This is a genomic window from Methylobacterium sp. PvP105 (assembly GCF_017876975.1).
GTDB classification, from domain to species: Bacteria; Pseudomonadota; Alphaproteobacteria; order Rhizobiales; family Beijerinckiaceae; genus Methylobacterium; species Methylobacterium radiotolerans.
This window is the reverse complement of record NZ_JAGIPA010000001.1, coordinates 6,419,892-6,438,686: the sequence shown is the minus strand read 5'-3', so window position 1 is coordinate 6,438,686 and position 18,795 is coordinate 6,419,892. Positions and strand designations below refer to the sequence as shown.

14 protein-coding genes and 1 pseudogene are annotated in these 18,795 nt (G+C 71.8%); 11 read left to right on the top strand and 4 right to left on the bottom strand.

What is annotated here, in order from left to right:
• Positions 1-102 precede the first annotated feature (102 nt).
• Positions 103-3,543 (bottom strand): AsmA-like C-terminal region-containing protein, encoded by a 3,441-nt coding sequence (locus J3A75_RS31295; protein ID WP_209650904.1) that lies wholly within the window; start codon positions 3,541-3,543, stop codon positions 103-105.
• A 397-nt stretch (positions 3,544-3,940) separates the two neighbouring features.
• Between J3A75_RS31295 and J3A75_RS31290 the strand changes: the two genes are divergently transcribed.
• The 7 genes from J3A75_RS31290 to J3A75_RS31260 all read left to right on the top strand — a co-directional run bounded on the left by J3A75_RS31290 (position 3,941) and on the right by J3A75_RS31260 (position 10,899).
• A complete protein-coding gene (locus J3A75_RS31290) occupies positions 3,941-6,334 on the top strand; it encodes an ATP-dependent helicase (protein WP_071000258.1) in 2,394 nt (797 codons plus the stop codon).
• 413 nt (positions 6,335-6,747) lie between these two features.
• The gene (locus J3A75_RS31285; protein ID WP_012321860.1) at positions 6,748-7,464 is read left to right on the top strand and encodes a PhoH family protein; all 717 of its coding nucleotides are present in this window, start codon (positions 6,748-6,750) and stop codon (positions 7,462-7,464) included.
• A 133-nt stretch (positions 7,465-7,597) separates the two neighbouring features.
• A complete protein-coding gene (locus J3A75_RS31280) occupies positions 7,598-7,846 on the top strand; it encodes a hypothetical protein (RefSeq protein ID WP_012321859.1) in 249 nt (82 codons plus the stop codon).
• Positions 7,847-8,005: 159 nt separating this feature from the next.
• On the top strand, positions 8,006-8,290 hold the full coding sequence (locus J3A75_RS31275; protein ID WP_012321858.1) for an accessory factor UbiK family protein: 285 nt from the start codon (positions 8,006-8,008) through the stop codon (positions 8,288-8,290).
• Positions 8,291-8,580: 290 nt separating this feature from the next.
• Complete coding sequence (locus J3A75_RS31270; RefSeq protein WP_012321857.1) at positions 8,581-9,090, top strand: YbjN domain-containing protein; 510 nt, start codon at positions 8,581-8,583, stop codon at positions 9,088-9,090.
• 26 nt (positions 9,091-9,116) lie between these two features.
• Positions 9,117-9,920, top strand: coding sequence for a pyrroline-5-carboxylate reductase (proC, locus tag J3A75_RS31265; protein WP_041372842.1), 804 nt, complete (start codon positions 9,117-9,119; stop codon positions 9,918-9,920).
• 127 nt (positions 9,921-10,047) lie between these two features.
• Entirely contained in the window at positions 10,048-10,899 is an 852-nt protein-coding gene (locus J3A75_RS31260) for a TetR family transcriptional regulator (protein ID WP_107645317.1), read from the top strand.
• A gap of 9 nt (positions 10,900-10,908) precedes the next feature.
• Here the strand turns inward: J3A75_RS31260 and J3A75_RS31255 are convergent, their stop codons facing one another.
• Positions 10,909-12,855 carry a methyl-accepting chemotaxis protein gene (locus tag J3A75_RS31255; RefSeq protein WP_083374499.1) on the bottom strand — a complete coding sequence of 649 codons (1,947 nt, stop codon included), beginning with the start codon at positions 12,853-12,855 and terminating at the stop codon, positions 10,909-10,911.
• A gap of 538 nt (positions 12,856-13,393) precedes the next feature.
• Positions 13,394-13,828: a hypothetical protein gene (locus tag J3A75_RS31250; RefSeq protein WP_012321853.1), complete on the bottom strand. Its 435-nt coding sequence runs from the start codon at positions 13,826-13,828 to the stop codon at positions 13,394-13,396.
• Between the two features lie 230 nt (positions 13,829-14,058).
• Between J3A75_RS31250 and argJ the strand changes: the two genes are divergently transcribed.
• The 4 genes and pseudogenes from argJ to J3A75_RS31230 all read left to right on the top strand — a co-directional run.
• On the top strand, positions 14,059-15,309 hold the full coding sequence (gene argJ / locus J3A75_RS31245) for a bifunctional glutamate N-acetyltransferase/amino-acid acetyltransferase ArgJ (protein WP_029359861.1): 1,251 nt from the start codon (positions 14,059-14,061) through the stop codon (positions 15,307-15,309).
• Positions 15,306-16,022, top strand: a complete 717-nt coding sequence (locus J3A75_RS31240) for an SIMPL domain-containing protein (protein WP_012321851.1) — start codon at positions 15,306-15,308, stop codon at positions 16,020-16,022. Before argJ ends, J3A75_RS31240 begins: the two co-directional genes overlap by 4 nt.
• On the top strand, positions 16,019-16,459 hold the full coding sequence (locus J3A75_RS31235) for a (deoxy)nucleoside triphosphate pyrophosphohydrolase (protein WP_012321850.1): 441 nt from the start codon (positions 16,019-16,021) through the stop codon (positions 16,457-16,459). The genes J3A75_RS31240 and J3A75_RS31235 overlap by 4 nt, the downstream gene beginning before the upstream one ends.
• 143 nt (positions 16,460-16,602) lie before the next feature.
• A pseudogene (locus tag J3A75_RS31230) lies at positions 16,603-16,944 on the top strand (transposase); the annotation flags it as partial.
• 16 nt (positions 16,945-16,960) lie between these two features.
• Here the strand turns inward: J3A75_RS31230 and J3A75_RS31225 are convergent.
• Positions 16,961-17,761, bottom strand: a complete 801-nt coding sequence (locus tag J3A75_RS31225; RefSeq protein ID WP_209650903.1) for a trypsin-like serine protease — start codon at positions 17,759-17,761, stop codon at positions 16,961-16,963.
• Positions 17,762-18,795: the final 1,034 nt, after the last annotated feature.

The following is an 18,795-nucleotide window of genomic DNA, read 5'->3' as shown; positions in this document are numbered from 1 at the left end:
CCCGGCGAGCCTCGAAGGAGGGCTCCGGGGGTCACCGTCGGCTCTGGACGGCCCCTTCGCGGCCTCCGCGTCGCCCCGGCCCGTCGGGACGCGGCCGGGGCTTCACGGCCGGGCCTCGGCGGGCGCCGGCGGCTGGGCGATCCCCTCCTCCGGATTGCGGACCCGCTTCGCCGCCTCCTCGGCGGCCTTGTCGGCGGCAGCCCTGTCGGCGGCGGCCTTCTCGGCCGCGGCCTTGAGGGCCGCCGCGCGGGCGCGGTCCATCTCGATCCGGGCGCGGCGGCGCTGACGCTCCACCTGGTCGGCCTCGGTCAGCTCGATCGTCTCCAGCTCGCGCTGGAGCACGAAGGCCGCGAGGCCGTTCGACAGGGTGCCGACGTCGAGCGCGCGCTCCGGCGCGCTCAGGGGCCCGGTCAGGCCGAACTGGACCGCGGGCGGACCGGCATTCCAGCCGCGGGGCACCGGGCCGCCCACGAGCGTGCCGCGGACGTCGAGGCGGCCGGCGCGCAGGTCGTAGCCGACGGTGCCGGCCCAGCGGGCCGGCCCGAGATCGAGGTCGAACGGCCCGGCCCGCAGCACGCCCCCCACGATCGTGGCGGCGGCCCGGGCGGATCCCCGCGCCTGCGCGCCGCCCCGGGCGAGCTCCTCGGTGACCAGGGCCTGGAGCCGCCCCTCGCGGAGCGGGTCGTCCATCTCGGCCGCGCGGGCCAGCGCCCGGCCGAGGGCCGCGGGATCGGCCGCGGGCAGGCTCAGGTCCGTCAGGGTGAGCGCGCCGCTGCCCGAGAGGCTGTCGGCGAGGCCCGACAGGGTCTCGGCCGTGGCGGCGAAGCGCAGGTCGGCGCTCAGGCGGCCGCCGAACGGTCCGCCGGCCAGGATCGGGAGCGCCGCGCCGTCGAGGCTGCCCGAGCCCGAGACCGAGGCCCCGGCCCCGGGCCGGGCGACCGTCACCGAGCCCGCGAGCCGGCCGCCGGCGAGCTTGCCGGTCAGGTCGCGCAGGGTGAGGCCCGCGTCGGCGAGGCCGAGGGCGGCGGCCGCGTCGGTGGCGACGAGGCCGCGGCCGAGATCCAGGCTGGCGACGCGGACGTCGAGGGACACGGCCGGGTGGGCGGTCGGCGGCGCGAACGCGCCGTTGGCGCCCGGCGGGATCACCAGGGCGGCGGCGAGCTGCGGGATCGACAGCCGGTCGAGGGCGAGGCGGCCGTGCAGGGCCCCGCCCGCCGCCCGCAGCAGCGTCCCGTTCACCCCCGCGCCCGCCACCGTGCCGGCGAGCGCGGCGGCGGCCTCGCCCTGCTGCCGCGACAGCGTGACGGTGAGGTCGGCCGGCCACGCCCCCGGCGCCAGGGTCGCGGCGCCGGCCAGCGTCAGGAACGGCGCCAGGTCCGCCGTGTCGGCGCGGAGCGTGCCGCCGGTCGGGACGAAGTCGGGACCGACCAGGATCGGGCGGCCGGTGGCGAGCCGCAGGCCCGCGACCGTGCCGTTCGCCGTCAGGGCGAGGGCCTGGCCGTCCGGCCTCTCGGCGGTCAGGTGCAGCTCGGCGGGCTGCTGGAGCCCCGGGATGTCGGTGCGGCCGAACCACGGCCCGGCCCGCGGCGCCGCGAGCATGGCGGTGCCGCCCTCGATCCGCGCGCCGCGGCTCGCGAGCGTCAGGTCGAGGGTGCCGCCACCGGCGCTGCCCCGGGCCTGGGTCCGCAGGGCCGCGGCCGCGCCGCCCTCCCGGTCGAGGGTGACGGCGAGGTCGAGGGGCGCGTCCCGCAGGAAGGCGGGCAGCAGGCGGATCTCGCCCACCCAGACCCGCTCGAGCAGGCCGAGCAGGGGCGCCGCCGCCGGCGCCTTCAGGCGCCCGGAGACGCGGCCGGTCCCGTCCGCGCCGATCTGCCCGGACAGCCGGGCGCTGGCGCCGGCGAGGTCGGTGACGTCGAGGCTGTCGACCGTGAGGCCGGCGCCGTCCGACTGGATCCGCGCCGCGATCGTGCCGGTGCCGGAGCCCGCGGCGCCGAACCGGACGTCCTTGGCCTCCAGGGTCAGGGCGAGGTCGGTGTCGCGCAGGGTGCCGAGCGCCGTCCCGAGGGGCGGCAGGCCGGCGATGTCGAGGCCGGTGGCGCGGATCTGGGCCTCGAACCGGCCGCGCTCGGTGCCCTCGGCGGCGGTGTAGCGGGCGTTGCCGGTGATCCGCGCCGGCCCGAGGCCCAGGCGCATGTTGCGCAGGGACAGGCCGGTGCCGGCGGCCGACAGGTCGGCGGCGGCCTCGATCTTCCGCCCGTCGAGGAGCGCGACGAGCGGCCCCTCGGCGCCGAGGCGGCGGAGGTAGCGGCCGAGCGCCTCCGAGTCGGGGGCGGCGAGCGCCACCGGACCGGAGAAGCGCAGCGGCGCCGTCTCGACCTGCCCGCTCGCCGTCACGGTGGACTCGGCCGGGCCGGTCACCGCGAAGCGGCGCAGCAGCAGGCCGCCGGCCCGCTCCAGGGTGCCGGTGAGGGCGAGGTTCGACCAGTCCTCGCCGCCCAGAACGGCGCTGCCCACGGTGAGGTCGAGGTCGAGCATCGCCGGCAGGCTGCCGGCCGAGCGCGGCAGGCCGCGGGCGATCAGGTTCTGCCCCTCCGCCGAGGCCAGGAAGGCGTCGAGGTCGAGGCGGCGGGCGTCCAGGGTCAGACCGGCGCGCCACTGGCGCAGGTCGAGCCGTCCGGTGCCGCCGAGCCGCAGGGCCCGGCCGCCGGGGTCGATGGCGAGGTCGATGGCCTCGAACCGCACCTGCGTGCCCCGGGCCTTGAAGGTGCCGGCCAGCGAGAACGGCAGGTAGGCGCCGGCCGCCTGGGTCGGCGGCCCGACGACGAGGCGGGCGGAGCCCTCGGCCTCGACCTGGGTGCCGCCGGCCTCGGCAGGGGCGAGGCCGAACCGCGCGTCCGCCTCGAAGCGCGGCGCCGCGTCGCCGCCGCCCGAGATCTTGGCGGCGAGGCGCCCGTCCGGCCCCGGCGTGCCGCTGACCGCTCGGAACGGGATGCCGCCGCTCGTCCCCTCGATCCGCCAGGGCCCGACCAGGGCCGGCGCCTGCAGGCGGAGGTCCTGGACGTAGAGCTGGTCGGTCCGCCCGGTGGCGGGGACCTGCGTGGTGACGAGGAACTGCTGGATCTGCAGGTTCTCGATGGCGAGGTCGCGGTCGCGCAGGGCTCCGCCGAAATCGGGCGGCAGCTTCAGCGTGTCCGGGCCGGCGACCGGGAGCTTGATCTCGGCCCGGCCGATCCGGGTCTCGGTGAAGCGGAACTCGCCCTTCAGGAGCGGCGCGAGGGCGATCTCGGCCTTGACGAACCGGGCATCCAGGCTCGGGCGGTCCGGATCGGTGCCGAGGTGGAGGCGGTCCACGCGCAGCCGCGGCGACGGCAGCAGGCGGACCTCGATCCGGCCGTCGGTCCGGACCGGCACGCCGAGGGACCGGGCGAGCGCCCGGTCGACGAGCCCGCGATGGGCCTGCCAGTCGACGAAGGGCGGAACCGCGAGCGCCGCCACGAGAACCAGGATGACGGCGCACGCCAGCGCGGTCAGAAGATCACGCAATGGTCCCGTTCCGCACCATCTCTGCGCGAGGCCGCGACCTCACCGGGCCGCCGTGCCCCGCGTGCCCCCGCGAGTCAGTCGCCACGGCCATAGCACGATAAGCCGCCGGGGGCGCCAGCGGCGATGCCACGGTCGGGAGCGGCTCGCGGCACGCCGGGCCTGCGGCCTCCGGACCCGGCGCGGGTCCCCTCTCCCGTGGAGGAGAGGGGGCTCGTCGCGCTCCGCCGCTGGCGGCCCCCGGTCGCACACGTGCCGATCCGCGGCCGCCGAGGGGCAGGCGGCGCGCGCCTGCAGACCCCGGATCGTCCCGGCGCGGACAGCCGCGTTTCACGGCTCCGCCCCCCTCCGCGGCGCGAACGGCCTCGACGCCGTTCGCGATTTGGTCCAGGGAAGCGGGATGCAGAACCGTCCGCATCCGCAGGCCGCCGGGGACGGCGCGCCCGCCACGTCCATCGCCGCCCGCGCCATGGGCGCCCTCCGCCGCGAGGCGGCCGGCTACCTCGAGGGGCTGAACCCCGAGCAGCGCCGCGCCGTCGAGACCACGGAGGGCCCGGTCCTGGTGCTGGCCGGCGCCGGCACCGGCAAGACCCGGGTGCTGACCACCCGCATCGCCCACCTGATCGCCACCGGGCGGGCGCGTCCCTTCGACATCCTGGCGGTGACCTTCACCAACAAGGCCGCCCGGGAGATGAAGCACCGGATCGGCGCGCTGATCGGGCCGGCCGGCGAGGGCATGCCCTGGCTCGGCACCTTCCACGCCATCGGCACCAAGATCCTGCGCCGCCACGCCGAGCTGGTCGGGCTCAAATCCGACTTCACCATCCTCGGCACCGACGACCAGCTCCGGCTGATGAAGCAGGTCATCGCCGACCAGAACGTCGACGAGAAGCGCTGGCCGGCCCGGGCCCTGTCGCACGCCGTCGACGGCTGGAAGAACCGCGGCCTCGGCCCCGAGCAGGTGCCCCCGGGCGAGGCCGCGGCCTTCGCGTTCGGCAAGGGCGGCGCCCTCTACACGGCCTACCAAGCCCGGCTCGCGACGCTGAACGCCGTCGATTTCGGCGATCTCCTGCTGCTCTGCCTCAAGCTCTGGCGGGAGAACCCCGACGTCCTGGCCAATTACCAGGACCGGTTCCGCTACATCCTGGTCGACGAGTACCAGGACACCAACGTCGCCCAGTACCTGTGGCTGCGCCTGCTGGCGCAGGCCCGGAAGAACATCGCCTGCGTGGGCGACGACGACCAGTCGATCTACGGCTGGCGCGGCGCCGAGGTCGACAACATCCTGCGCTTCGAGCACGACTTCCCGGGCGCGGTGGTGGTGCGGCTGGAGCGCAACTACCGCTCCACCGGCCACATCCTGGCCGCCGCCTCCGGGCTGATCGCCAAGAACGAGAGCCGCCTCGGCAAGACCCTGCGCACCGACGACGAGCCGGGCGAGCGCGTCACCGTCACGGGCGCGTGGGATTCCGAGGAGGAGGCGCGGATGCTCGCCGAGTCGATCGAATCCCTCCAGTCCAAGCAGCACCCCCTGTCGGAGATCGCCGTGCTGGTGCGGATCTCCGCGCAGATGCGCGAGATCGAGGACCGGTTCGTCCAGCTCGGGCTGCCCTACCGGGTCATCGGCGGCCCGCGCTTCTACGAGCGCGCCGAGATCCGCGACGCGCTGGCCTACCTGCGCGCCACCGTGAACGTCAGCGACGACCTCGCCTTCGAGCGGATCGTGAACACGCCGAAGCGCGGCCTGGGCGACGCTACCCTGCAGCAGCTCCACACCTACGGCCGCGCCAACCGGCTGCCGCTGCGGATCGCCGCGGAGCGCCTGTGCGAGACCGACGAGCTGAAGCCCCGGGTCCGCTCCACCCTGCGGGCGCTCACCGAGAGTTTCTCGCGGTGGGCGCGGCTCGTGGAATCGCAGCCGCACAGCGAGGTCGCGCAGACCATCCTTGAGGAGTCCGGCTACACCGAGATGTGGCAGAAGGACCGCTCCGCCGACGCCGCCGGCCGGCTGGAGAACCTGAAGGAATTCGTCCGCTCCATGGAGGAGTTCCCCGACCTCGCGGCCTTCCTGGAGCACGTCTCCCTGGTGATGGAGGCCTCCGAGGCCGAGGGCGCCGAGCGGGTCTCGCTGATGACGCTCCACGCCGCCAAGGGGCTCGAGTTCGACACCGTGTTCCTTCCCGGCTGGGAGGACGGCCTGTTCCCGAACCAGCGCGCGCTGGACGAGAGCGGCCGGGCGGGCCTGGAGGAGGAGCGGCGCCTCGCCCATGTCGGCCTGACCCGGGCGCGCAAGCGCGCGAAGCTGTCCTTCGCGGTCAACCGGCGCATCCACGGGCTCTGGTCCTCGACCATCCCGTCCCGGTTCATCGACGAGCTGCCCGAGACGGCGGTCGACGTGGTCGAGGCCCCCGCCCACTTCTCCGCCGGCGCCTCGCGGTTCGACCGCAACCCGGCGCCGTTCGGGTCGAGCTACGGCACGCCGGGCTGGCAGCGGGCGCAGGCCAACACCGCGCCGGGCGGCCGGTCCGGGTTCGGCGCCGCGGGCGGCTTCCGCGCGGCGACCCCGGGCGGCCGGTCCGGCGGCCAAGCGGGCGGTCCGCGCCAGATCGAGGGCGAGCTGATCGCCAAGTCGACCGGCGCGCCCTCGGCCTTCCAGGCCGGCCAGCGGGTCTTCCACACCAAGTTCGGCCCCGGAACGGTCGCCGCGGTCGACGGCAACAAGCTGACCGTTGACTTCGACAAGGCCGGCCGGAAGATGGTCCTCGACAGCTTCGTCCAGGCCGGATCGAGCTAGTCCCGCCGACCAAGCCCGGACGTGTCAGGGCGGCAGGGTCGGCCGGCTTCGCCCGTGCGGGCGGGGAGGATCGCGATCGTGCCGGATGCCGCGTCACCGCGACACCACCGTCCCGAACCTGATGCATCCGCGCCAGCCGCGCGGCTTTTCCGAAGCCTCTCGACCGACCGTCACCCCTTAGTCACACCCGACGCGCAATCGTCGGGCGCGAATCGCGATGGTGCGTCAGTTGCATCGCGTATTCGGCCGCGCACGAAACGTCGTGACGCTCTCCACAGGCGGACGAGCGCGGGGCGGAACCTTCGGCCTGGGGCCGGTATTAAGTTCCGCAAACGAGTAGACCCGGGAGCACGCAGGTAAACGGCAGTTCAGATACAGATCCAGGTTGGCAAGTCCCGTTGGAGTGTACATCCATGAAGAGACGCCGCGCACGACTTGAACTGGTTGAAGACCGCACGTCCCGCATTCATCGCACACGCTTCGACGAAGAACGCAATCTCGCTCCCATCCAACCGCTCACCGAGCGCCAAGCCGAGTACCTCGACGCCCTCGCCCGCTCGCCGCAGGTCATCGTCCTGGGGCCCGCCGGCACCGGCAAGACCTTCATCGCCGGCACCCGCGCGGCGGACCAGCTCCGCCAGCGCCGCATCGCCAAGGTCGTCATCACCCGCCCGAACGTGCCCTCGGGCCGGTCGCTGGGCTACTTCCCCGGCACCCTGGAAGAGAAGATCGCCCCCTGGGTCGCCCCGCTCACCGAGGCCATGAAGGAGCGCATGGGCGCCGCCGCCTTCGAGATCGCCCTGAAGACCGGCGACATCGAGATCGTCCCCTTCGAGGTGATGCGCGGCCGGACCTTCAAGAACTGCCTCGTGATCCTGGACGAGGCGCAGAACACCACGATCAACGAGATCAAGATGTTCCTGACCCGAATCGGCGACGATTGCCAGGTCATCATCAACGGCGACGTCTCGCAGACGGATCTCCGCGAGACCTCGGGCCTGCGCACCGTCATGCACATGGTCAAGAGCCGGATGATGCCGATCCCGGTGGTGGAGTTCACCCGCAACGACATCGTCCGCTCGGGCATCTGCGCCGAGTGGGTGAAGGCGTTCGAGGAAACGAATCTCTAAATCGAAAGTTGATGGCGGCGGGTCCTCGCAGGCCCGCCGTGCCGTCCCCCGGCACGAGACGACTCTCCGCACCTCCCATCCGGGAGGATGAACCGGGCGCCGAGCCCGGCCTTCAGAGAACTGGAGTCTCCTCGTGAGGAAACTGACCTTCGCCTTCGCCGTGCTGGCCTCCCTCGGCGGCGCCGCCCTCGTCCAGCCGGCCTCGGCGGCCCCCGCGATGCCCGGCGCCGTCGCGGCCCCCGACGCGGTGACCCACGTCCGCCTGACCCCGATGGAGCGCCGCATGATGCACCGGCGCATGGAGCGTCGCATGATGCACCGCCGGATGGAGCGCCGGATGATGCATCGCCGCATGCACCGCCGCATGATGCGCCACATGTGATGGCGTCGGCGGAGCGGGCCTCGACGGCCCTGCTCCGCCTCCCCGCTCGGTCCCGGACCGGGCCGGGCGTTGCTCCCCATCGCGAAGATTCCTATCTCGTCGGCTCGAATCGCGCCGTCAGGCGGCCGCCGCGGCAGCCGGCCGATCCGGGAGACCCCGATGCCCCCCTCCAATCGACTGTTCGACGACCTCGCCCGCCTGATGACCGACGCCGCCGGCGCCGCCCAGGGCGTCCGCCGCGAGGCCGAGACCGTGGTCCGGGCGCAGCTCGAGCGCGTCGTCCGCGACCTCGACATCGCCTCGCGCGAGGAGCTCGACGTGCTCCGCGACCTCGTGACCCAGCTGCAGGCGCAGAACGAGGCCCTGACGGCCCGCGTGGCGGCCCTGGAGGCGCGAGCCGGCAGCGCCGGAGCGGGCGCCGCGGGCCTAAGCGAGGTGGTCTGAGTCTCCGCGGCAACGCCGCGGGCTTTTACACAGGAAGCGGCGTCGACGATCCGGTTTCCTGTTCACTGAATGTGACCTGCACTTTGTGTCGCGAGTCACGGCCGGTCTATAGTCGGGCATAGGGTGATTCGGGGGCAGCGGGGCGATGTCCGCAGAGCTTCGACAGTCGATCGCATCACCGCCGGCCTAGATCTGCCGGTCGTTCAAGTTCTCGGAGTGTTCTCGCGCTCCGGTTTCGCGTCACCGCCACGTCGGGCCGGATCTCGTCCGGGCCGTCCATTTGGATCGTCATGCCGCTTCTCAACGTCGACTTCCACGACCCGGACCGGAACGAGCATCCGCTCGACGTCGTCGAGCGGCTGGCCTCCCTGCGCGACTGGATCTTCGACCGGGCCGAGACCGACGAGATGTCGGTCACGAGCCCCGGTCGCTGGACCGACTACAACGTCGCCTTCACGTGGATCGAGGACGTCGAGGCGCTGCACGTCGCCTGCGCCTTCGACCTCAAGGTGCCGGAGCGGCAGCGCACCGAGGTGATGCGCCTCATCGCCCTGATCAACGAGCAGCTCTGGGTCGGCCACTTCGACCTCTGGACGACCGACAGCGTGGTGATGTTCCGGCACGCGCTGCTGCTGACCGGCGGCGCCGTCCCGACCCATCCGCAATGCGCCACCATGATGAGGACGGCGGTCGACGCCTGCGAGCGCTACTTCCAGGCGTTCCAGTTCGTCCTCTGGGCCGGCAAGAGCGCCCGCGAGGCCCTCGACGCCGTCCTGTTCGAGACCGAAGGCGAGGCGTGACCGGGCCGGGCGCCTCGACGGCGCGGATGCCCGCCTCCCTGGTCCTGGCCGGGGCCGGCAAGATGGGCGGCGCGATGCTGGCGGGCTGGCTGGACGCGGGCCTCGACCCGCGCCGCACCACCATCGTCGACCCGGTGCCCGCGCGCCCGATCGTGGATCTCTGCACCGAGCGGGGCATCGCCCTGAACCCGACCGACCCCGAGCCCGGCGCCGTCCTGGTCCTGGGGATCAAGCCGCAGGGCCTGGACACGGCGGCCCCCGGGCTCGACCGGCTCATCGGCCGCGACACGCTCCTCGTCTCGATCCTGGCCGGCAAGACCGTCGCGGATCTCCGCGGCCGGCTGCCGCGGGCGCGCGCGATCGTCCGGGCGATGCCCAACCTCCCGGCGAGCATCGGCCGGGGCGCCACCGGCGCCTGCGCGAGCCCCGAGGTCACCCCGGCGCAGCGGGCGGCCGCCGAGGCGCTGCTCGCCGCGAACGGCGCGGTGGCGTGGCTCACCGACGAGGCGCAGATCGACGCGGTGACGGCGGTCTCGGGCTCCGGACCGGCCTACGTCTTCCTGCTGGCCGAGACCCTGGCGGAGGCCGGCATCGCGGCCGGCCTGGAACCTGAGGTCGCCCGCAGCCTCGCCCGGGCGACCGTGGCGGGGGCCGGCGCGCTCCTCGATGCCAGCCCGGCCGAGGCGGCGGAGTTGCGCCGCAACGTCACGTCGCCCGGCGGCACGACCGCGGCGGCCCTCGAGGTGCTGATGCGGCCGGACGGCCTCGGCGCGCTGATGCGGGAGGCCGTGGCCGCGGCCCGTCGGCGGGCGGGGGAACTGTCCGGCTGACATCGGGCTGATGGCGGGGGCTGACATCGGGCAGCGTCCGTGCGGCATGGCCGCGCGACGGACCTGCCCTTCGCGGCCCGTCCGCCTACATGAGGCGACACGACCGATCAGACCGGGCGACCGACTCATGACCGACAGCAAAGCCCCCTCCAAGCGGCCCCGCAAGGCCGCGAGCTCCGCCAAGGCGGGCACCGATCAAGAGAGCGCTGCCCACGCGAGCGTCGCGCCCGCGGGCGTCGCGCCGGGGGCCGCCCGGGCCGGTGCGGCCGAGGCTGCCGATGCGGGGGCGAAGGGCGGTGCGCCGAAGCTGCCGCCCCGGGAGGCCGCCGTCGAGGCCCTGATGCGCCTCGCCGCCGAGCAGCCCTGGAACGACATCGAGGTCAGCGACATCGCCCGCGAGGCCGGCCTCACGCTGGCCGAGCTGCGCGACCTCTTCCCCTCGAAGGGAGCCGTCCTCGGCGGCCTGACCCGCATCATCGACCGCAAGGTTCTGGAGGGCGACCTCACGGGCCTGGAGGAGGAGCCGAGCCGGGAGCGGCTGTTCGACGTGCTGATGCGCCGCCTCGACGCCATGGAGCCCTACAAGCCGGCACTGCGCCGGATCGCCTACGCGCTCCGCGGCGAGCCGCTCTCGATGCTGGCGCTGAACGGCGTCATGCTGAACTCGCACCGCTACATGCTGGCGGCGGCCGGGATCGACACCGAGGGTTCGCTCGGGCAGCTCAAGCTGCAGGGCGTGGTCATCGCCTTCGCCCGCGTGACCCAGGTCTGGCTGGACGACGATGATCCGGCCCTGGCCCGGACGATGGCGCGGCTCGACAAGGAGATCCGCAACGGCGAGCGCATCATGGAGCGGGCCGAGGATGTCCGCCGGCTCACGGCGCCGCTGCGCGCCATCGGCCGCTCGTTCCTGGATCGGCGGCCGCGCGAGCGGCGGAGCCGCGACGGCGACGAGACCGATCCCGCCGCCGCGATCTAGGCCGCCCGCTCACGCGGCCTGGATATCGCTGAGGAAGCTGGCGACCTCGCGCTTGACCGTCAGGGACTGGGTCGCCAGTTCGGACGCCGCGCTCTGGACCTGCGCGGCGGCGCTGCCGGCCTCCCGAGCGGCGGCCAGCACGCGCGCGACGCTGGCCGAGACCCCCTCCGTGCCCCGCGCGGCCTCGCCGGCATTGCGCGAGATCTCGCCGGTCGCCGCCGTCTGCTGCACCACGGTCGCCGCGATGGCGCCGCTGATCTCGTTCACGGCGGCGATCGTGCGGGCGATCTGCGCCATCGCCTCCGCGGCCTGCCCGGAGGACGCCTGGATCGCGGCGATCTGGCCGCCGATCTCCCCGGTGGCCCGCGCCGTCTGCGCGGCGAGCTCCTTCACCTCGGAGGCCACGACCGCGAATCCGCGCCCCGCCTCGCCGGCCCGCGCCGCCTCGATGGTGGCGTTGAGGGCCAGCAGGTTGGTCTGGTTCGCGATGCCGGAGATCATGACCACGGCGGCGCCGATCTGCTCGGCGGCCGCGCGCAGGCCCGCCATGGCGGCGTTGGTCGCCTCGGCCTCGTGGGCGGCGTGACCGGCCACCTCGTTGGAGCGCACGACCTGCCGCTCGATCTCCTGAAGCGAGGAGACCATCTCCTCGGCGGCCGACGCGACGGTCTGGACGTTCGCCGAGGTCTGCGCGGCGGCCGAGCTCGACGTCATCGCCTGGCTGTTGGTGTTCTCGGCCACCTGGGTCATCGCCTGAGCGGTCGCGTCGAGCTCGCTGGTCGCCGCCGTGACGATGTCGAGCGAGGCGGCGATCTTCTGCTGGAAGGTCTGGACCCGCTGCTCCACCCGCTCGGCCCGGCGCAGGCGGGCCTCCCGCTCGGCGGCCTGCGCCGCCTCCAGCTCGACCCGGGCGACGGCGTTCTGGCGGAAGACGTCGACGGCCTTGGCCATCGCGCCCATCTCGTCGCGCGCGTCGCGGTGCGGCACGGCGACCTGCAGGTCGCCGCCGGCCAGCCGCGTCATCGCCTCCGTCATGCCGGCGACCGGCCGGATGATGCTGCGGGCCAGCACGAGGGCCAGGACACCGCCGAGGAGCAGGGCCGCGGCGACGAGACCGATCAGGATGTACCGGGCCCGCGAGGCGGCCAGCGCGGTGTCCCGGGAAATCCGCTCGCCGGCGGCCACGATCCGGTCGCGCAGCGCGACGCCGAGCCGGTCGATGGCGTCGGCGTGGGGCTTGATCCCGGTCTCGAACGTCGCCTTCGCCGACGCCACCGCCTGATCGTACGCGCGGAAGCCGGCCGCGGCGGCGATCAGCGCGTCGCGGACGGCCCTGAGCTGCTGCGCGAAGGCCGCGCCGCCCTGCGTGTCCTTGAACGCGTCCAGGGTCGCCAGAGCCTGCTCGGCCCGCTGCTCGAAGGCGCTGCGGTCCTGCGGATCCAGGCCGATCACGAAGCGGGCCGACGCGATGCGGGACCGCAGGATCGCATTCTCGACGTGCTCGGTCCGCGCCAGCATCGCCTCGCCGCCCCGGGCGCGCACGTCCGCGAGCATGTTTCCGAGAAGGACCGTGAGGGTATTGCCGGTCTCGTAGAGTCTCGCCCTGGCCTCACGCAGGCTCGCACCCGTGTCCGCGAGGCGCTCCAGCTCCGGCTTCATCGCGCGGGCGGCTTCCCGCATGTCGTCGTACAGCTTCCGCCCTCCGTCCGTGATGGCCAGCGAGAAGTACTTGTCGCAGGTCTGCTCGATCGCCCGCCGGGTCTGCTCCATCGCGACGATCAGATCGGGATCCGGCTGGAGCCGGTACCGTTCGGCAGCTCCGATGAGGCGCGCGGCATGACCGTCGATCAGCAGGACCGATTGTGCACCCCGCTCCACCCGCTCCTGAAGCGCGTGGTCGTCACTGATCACACCCTGCTGGTAGATCGCGAATGCACCGATGATGCCCGTGATCATGACGAGCACTGCAAATCCCGCGTAGACGCGCGCGCGTATCCCAATTGTCACAGGCGTATCTTCCACAGAACAAGCCAATTTCTCGGCCGGATGATAGACGACACGATCATGACAACATCGTGTCACTCGATCAAGTTCAACTTGTACTATAGATATAGGGTGTCCCTGTCCGAGAATAGACTTGATATCTCGGCCGGACGAGGCGGCCGCAGACCCTGGGCCGCGCGCGCAGACGGCAATCGGGGCGTTCTCGCCGCGATGGACTAATTCTGACCGCGCGTCCCGGGCCGCCCGACAGCTTCGCCTTGCGCGTGTCCGCTGCCGAGCCGCGTCAGAACTCCGCGCGGATCCCTCTCACCGGATCACGCGGGTGCTGCATCTGGATCGCCGCGCGGCGCCGCGCGCGTTGCTGACATCGGGCGGGAAGTTCCGATCGCGACAGTCCCGAACCTGCGCGGAGGCGCGGCGACGCCGTGAGTCGCGTCGGGCACGATTCGAGCGCCGCGCCGCGAGCCTTCTCGGGCCGTCGCGCCGGACTTCAGGCCGCGCGGTTCGCCAGCGCCTCGCGCATGGTCGTGGCGACCATCCCGTTCTGGAGCTGGTCGCGCCGGACGAGCAGCGCGTCCGGCACGCGGGCCGACGCGTCCGGCCCAACCGCGTCGACCGGGTCGCTGGCGAGGATGATGCGCAGGGCCGGGCGCAGGGCCCGGGACTCGACGGCGAGCTGCGCGCAGCACAGGCCGCCCTGCAGCGCGGTGTCGACCACCATCACGTCGACCGGGAGACCCAGGGCCAGAACCGTCATGGCGTCGACGCCGCGGTCGCAGGCGGTGACCTGATAGCCCAGCATCCGGACCTGGGTCGAGACCTCGTCGCGCCAGCGCTTGTGGCGGCCCACCACCAGGACCTGGATCCGGTAGCAGCTGCCCTGGGGAAGGCTGCTCGAGGCAGTCTCGACGTCGGCTGGGGGCATTCCGCACTCGACTTCGCGCTGGCTTTGCGATGCAGCATGCTAAGCTGGGATGCAATCCCCACGCAAGCCCGGCGCCGTGATCGCGCCGCATTCGGCGCCGCCGTTGCACAAAGGCGATGCACTCCGGCAGCCTGACCATAGGCTAGGCACGGAGTTGACGCCGGAGGGGTCGCGCGGGCAACACCGGGCCGCCGCGGAACCTGTGCCGCGCGCTGCCGGAGCCTGAGCCGATGTCGTCCGCGAAAGCCCCTCCCGTCTCCCCGCTGGCGCCAACCGCGATGCCCGACCTGCCGCCCCTGCCGGGGGTGCGAATCGCGACCGCCCAGGCGGGGATCCGCTACAGCGGCCGCACCGACGTGCTCTACGTCGCCCTCGAGTCGGGGACCCGGGCGGCGGGGGTGTTCACCCGGTCGAAATGCCCCTCGGCGCCGGTGGATTGGTGCCGCGACGCCCTGGCGGACGGGTCGGCGCGGGCGCTCGTGGTCAATTCCGGCAACGCCAACGCCTTCACGGGCCGCCTCGGGCGCGACGCGGTGGCGCGCACCGTCGAGATCGCCGCGGCGGCGGCCGGCTGCGCCGCGCGCGAGGTCTACGTCGCCTCGACCGGCGTGATCGGCGAGCCGCTCCCGGCGGAGCGCTTCGCCGGCGTGCTCGCGGATTGCGCGGCGCGGGCCGAGGACGGGCCGGCCGCCTGGACCGCGGCCGCCCGGGCGATCATGACCACCGACACCTTCCCGAAGCTCGCCACCCGCACGGCCGAGATCGACGGCGTCCGCGTGACGATCAACGGCATCGCCAAGGGCGCCGGCATGATCGCCCCCGACATGGCGACGATGCTGTCCTTCGTCTTCACCGACGCGGCCCTGCCGCAGGACGTGCTGCAGGCGCTCCTGTCCGCGGGGACGAAGACCAGCTTCAACTGCGTGACCGTGGACGGCGACACCTCCACCTCCGACACGCTGATGCTGTTCGCCACCGCCAGGGCCGGCAACCCGGCGGTCACCGATCCCGCCGACGCGCGGCTCGCCGGCTTCCGGGAGGCGCTCGACGGCCTGCTGATCGAGCTGGCCCAGCTCGTCGCCAAGGACGGCGAGGGCGCGCGCAAGTTCGTCACCGTGCGGGTCACCGGCGCCGAGAGCGACGCCTCCGCGCACCGCATCGCCATGTCGATCGCCAACTCGCCGCTGGTGAAGACCGCGGTGGCCGGCGAGGACGCCAACTGGGGCCGCGTGGTGATGGCTGTGGGCAAGGCCGGCGAGCCCGCCGACCGCGACCGGCTCGCGATCTGGTTCGGCGACGTGCGGGTGGCCGTCCAGGGCGCCCGCGACCCCGACTACAGCGAGGCGGCGGCGAGCGCCGTGATGCGCGAACCGGAGATCACGGTCCGGGTCGATCTCGGCCTGGGCGACGGCACCGCCCGCGTCTGGACCTGTGACCTGACCAAGGCCTACGTCGAGATCAACGGGGATTACCGCTCGTGAGGGCGCTCCTGTCCGGCGCCCTCCTCGTCCTGGGCCTGGCGACCGCGGCGCGGGCCGACGACGCGGCGTGCAAGCGCCACATCAGCGTCGTCGGGCGCGCGTCGGAGACGCGGGCGCCGGACTTCGCCGAGGTGACCGTCGGCATCGAGGCGCGCGGGGCGAGTGCGGCGGCCGCCCTCGACGCGGCCTCGAAGGCGGTGACCGGCGTGTCGGCGCAGGCCCGCGCCCTCGGAGTCCCGCCGGCCGATATCGGCACCGCCGCCGTCACCCTGCAGGCGGCGACCCGCCCCGTCGCCCGGCCGGGGGGCGCCGTCACCGAGGAGCCCGACGGCTACCGCGCCGGCAACCTCGTCACGGTCCGGCTCGCCGACATGGACCGCCTCGGCGACCTGCTCCGGCAGGCCCTCGACTCCGGCGCCAACCGCATCGACGGCGTCAGCTTCGGGCTGCGCGACCCGGACAAGAGCGAGGCGGCCCTTCAGGTGGCGGCGACCCGGGACGCCCGCAGCCGGGCCGAGGCCCTCGCCGAGGCGGTCGGCGCCAAGCTCGGCCCGCTCTGCACGCTGAGCACCGCGGCCGCCACGCCGTACCGCCCGGCGCCGGAGATGGCCCGCGCGGCCCCGATGGCCGCCAAGGGGCGGCGGGTGCCCCTCGAGGCGGGCACGATCCAGATGTCCTCCGAGGTCTCGGCCACCTTCGCGGTGGCGCAGTGAGCGCGCCCGATAGCGCCCCCGCGGCCGCGCCCCTGCGCCTGCTCCTCGTGGTCGCCGTCGCCCTCGTCGACGTCGACGGCCGCGTCCTGGTGAGCGAGCGCCCGGCGGGCAAGCAGCTCGCCGGCCTGTGGGAGTTCCCCGGCGGCAAGGTCGAGCCCGGCGAGCGCCCCGAGCAGACGCTGATCCGGGAGCTCGCCGAGGAACTCGGCATCCGGGTCGAGGAGCCGTGTCTCGCGCCGCTCACCTTCGCCAGCCACGCCTATCCGGACTTCCACCTTCTGATGCCGCTCTACGTCTGCCGGCGCTGGACCGGCACGCCGCGCCCGATGGAGGGGCAGGCGCTCAGATGGGTCCGGCCGAAGGCGCTGCGCGATCTCGCCATGCCGCCGGCCGACGCGCCGCTGATCCCGTTCCTGATCGACCTGCTCGAGGTCTGAGAGGGTATCCGGCTGAGGCGACCGGGTGACGGACCCGCACCGTCCTCGCGAGCGCAGCGAAGCGATCCCGGAGCCGGGTGACATCAGCCGGCGTCGCGCCGACGGGATCGCTTCGCTCCGCTCGCGAGGACGGCGGGACGGGAGCGATCACCGCAGTCCTCGGCCGGCCCGGCGCCCTCCGGCTGACGCCCGGCAACGCCGGCCACGTCACCGCCGCTCCGGCCGTCCTGGCCGAAGCGCCCGGCCGGATCCGCCGCCTGAGCGCCGACAAGGGCTACGACGCCGACGGGCTGCGCGCTGACCTGTGCAAGCGCGGCAGCAAGAGAAGGATCCACCACGACAAGCGGCACGACCGGGACCGCGGGCGCATCGAGGCAACCTTCAATTACCTCAAGGACTTCCGCCGCATAGCCACGCGATACGACACGCTCGCCCGCAACGACGCCTCAACCGTCGCCCTGGCTGCCGTCATCGCCTTCTGGTGCAGAACGAGTCCAAACCCTAGTCCGTCGGATCCAAATTCTTTCTTATCCAAGCTCCGGCCGCACCATCAAGTCGGAGAGCATAAGCTCCGTTTCCGCACAGAACGGTGTTATAGTATCCATTCGGCTGCCCGCGAATAAGAATGCCTATAAGATACTTTACACCATTCTTGCGCGCAAAGACCGGCGACCCTGACTGGCCCTGGCATATCAAATCCGAGCGATCGACGATCATGTTCTCATGCATGTTGATCGAAAACGCCATCGATCCGGCGCTTTTCGGACCAGGAAGACTGATACGGCTCTGCTTATCGAGAGACAGAAGGACGATATCATCGTATCCCTTCGAGTAATGCATCGGCACAATTTCGACGATCCGGGAACGCGCGTCATGTCCGCTGGCGTCAAATGTCTTTAATTCGATTGAGAAACTCTGCTCGTCATTGAAATTCTCGATCGGCTCAGCATCCCCGATGGCGATAACGCCATCGACTTCGGCCGCGAGAGGTTTATTCGCCTGAAATATGGCTATGTCAGTAATAGGCGAGCGAGAATACAAAGTTTTTACTCTCGAGACTTCAGAAAATCCGACCCGACTGCCGACAAAATATCTAACTCCGAGCCCCTCTCTACCTCGAAAACAATGGGCCGCCGTTATGATATCGTTGCCGATTTTCAGCCCTCGACAAACAAATTGATCTTTTTCATATATACCTACGTGTGAATATTCAAATACTTTGCTCGCATACGATGTCGAAACTGAATGCAATAATACTACGATGCAAACAAGCACAGACAAAATCGTGCAGAAATATTTCATATGACCTAATGCGATTGTGGGCAGGCACCCCGAAGAGCGCCTGCCAAGATTTATAATCCTCTATTTCAAGGCTCGTCGCCAGGATACCCCGGACCATACGGCGGGGGATCATAGGGAAGCATTGGAGTTGGCTCCGGGTAGTCCGGAGGGTTCGGAATGATTTCCGGCGGGTTGTCGACGGGATTATTGGGAGGAAGGTCGTCACCTGGATTTTGCGGCATGTTTGCAGTTTAAAATATTAAATCTCTGCTTGCCGGAGACAGCGTCAGAGTCGATCGCGGATCGGCCGACTGCTTCAGCTGTGTTGTTTCGACATCGTCCAGAGAAGGCGCTGCCAAACGATCAGTCGGCAGGGGCACTGTCCGAAGGCGAGATGTCGTGACAGAGGAAATTGCAGCACTCATTCAACGGCTCCTACAAAGACGTGAAATGACTGATGTTTCCTTTGACGACAGCTATGTTCGCTGCAGCCGAGCCGCGTTTCGCGATCTTACGATCGCATCCGCCCGCCAATGATCGATCCGGACCGATTTCAGATTCCGAGCCCGCATGGAGTCGCCGGGCTGTCATGCTCGATAGACCGCCACTGATACTTCACCTGCAACCACAGCAACGTTGCCGGATATGGCGGTAGGACAATCGTCTTAGTTCGTCAAGCATCGTGCTGCACGACAGCGCAGATTATCACTGTTGGCGCGCAGAAGCTCTCAAGCATTCCTCGCCGAATATTGCCGGGCGCGATCTTCGAGTTTGTAAGGTCAGCTCTGTGAGATGTAGCGAACCGCGATCATGGGAGCATGCGATCGCAATTCCCAATCAGCCGCGCCTGGGATCCTTGCACGGGGTTTGCCCCACACTCCGAGCGACCGGGCGCATATACGCTGCCTCTGGTACCGTCATCGTCGCGGTCGTGCCCAAGCTGACGACGCGGGTGGCGGACGGGCCCTCGGGCGGCGCGCTCCCTTCGAGGGTTGCGCCCCTGGATCGCTTCGCTCCGCCCGCCAGGGCGGCGGGGCCGAAGCCATCACCCGGAC

Coding starts and splice junctions, on each gene's coding strand:
- J3A75_RS31290 (WP_071000258.1), top strand. CDS start 3,941: ATGCAGAACCGTCCGCATCCGCAGGCCGCCGGGGACGGCGCGCCCGCC.
- argJ (WP_029359861.1), top strand. CDS start 14,059: ATGTCGTCCGCGAAAGCCCCTCCCGTCTCCCCGCTGGCGCCAACCGCG.
- J3A75_RS31225 (WP_209650903.1), bottom strand. CDS start 17,761: ATGAAATATTTCTGCACGATTTTGTCTGTGCTTGTTTGCATCGTAGTA.
- J3A75_RS31275 (WP_012321858.1), top strand. CDS start 8,006: ATGCCCCCCTCCAATCGACTGTTCGACGACCTCGCCCGCCTGATGACC.
- J3A75_RS31260 (WP_107645317.1), top strand. CDS start 10,048: ATGACCGACAGCAAAGCCCCCTCCAAGCGGCCCCGCAAGGCCGCGAGC.
- proC (WP_041372842.1), top strand. CDS start 9,117: ATGCCCGCCTCCCTGGTCCTGGCCGGGGCCGGCAAGATGGGCGGCGCG.
- J3A75_RS31250 (WP_012321853.1), bottom strand. CDS start 13,828: ATGCCCCCAGCCGACGTCGAGACTGCCTCGAGCAGCCTTCCCCAGGGC.
- J3A75_RS31285 (WP_012321860.1), top strand. CDS start 6,748: ATGAAGAGACGCCGCGCACGACTTGAACTGGTTGAAGACCGCACGTCC.
- J3A75_RS31255 (WP_083374499.1), bottom strand. CDS start 12,855: ATGATCACGGGCATCATCGGTGCATTCGCGATCTACCAGCAGGGTGTG.
- J3A75_RS31270 (WP_012321857.1), top strand. CDS start 8,581: ATGCCGCTTCTCAACGTCGACTTCCACGACCCGGACCGGAACGAGCAT.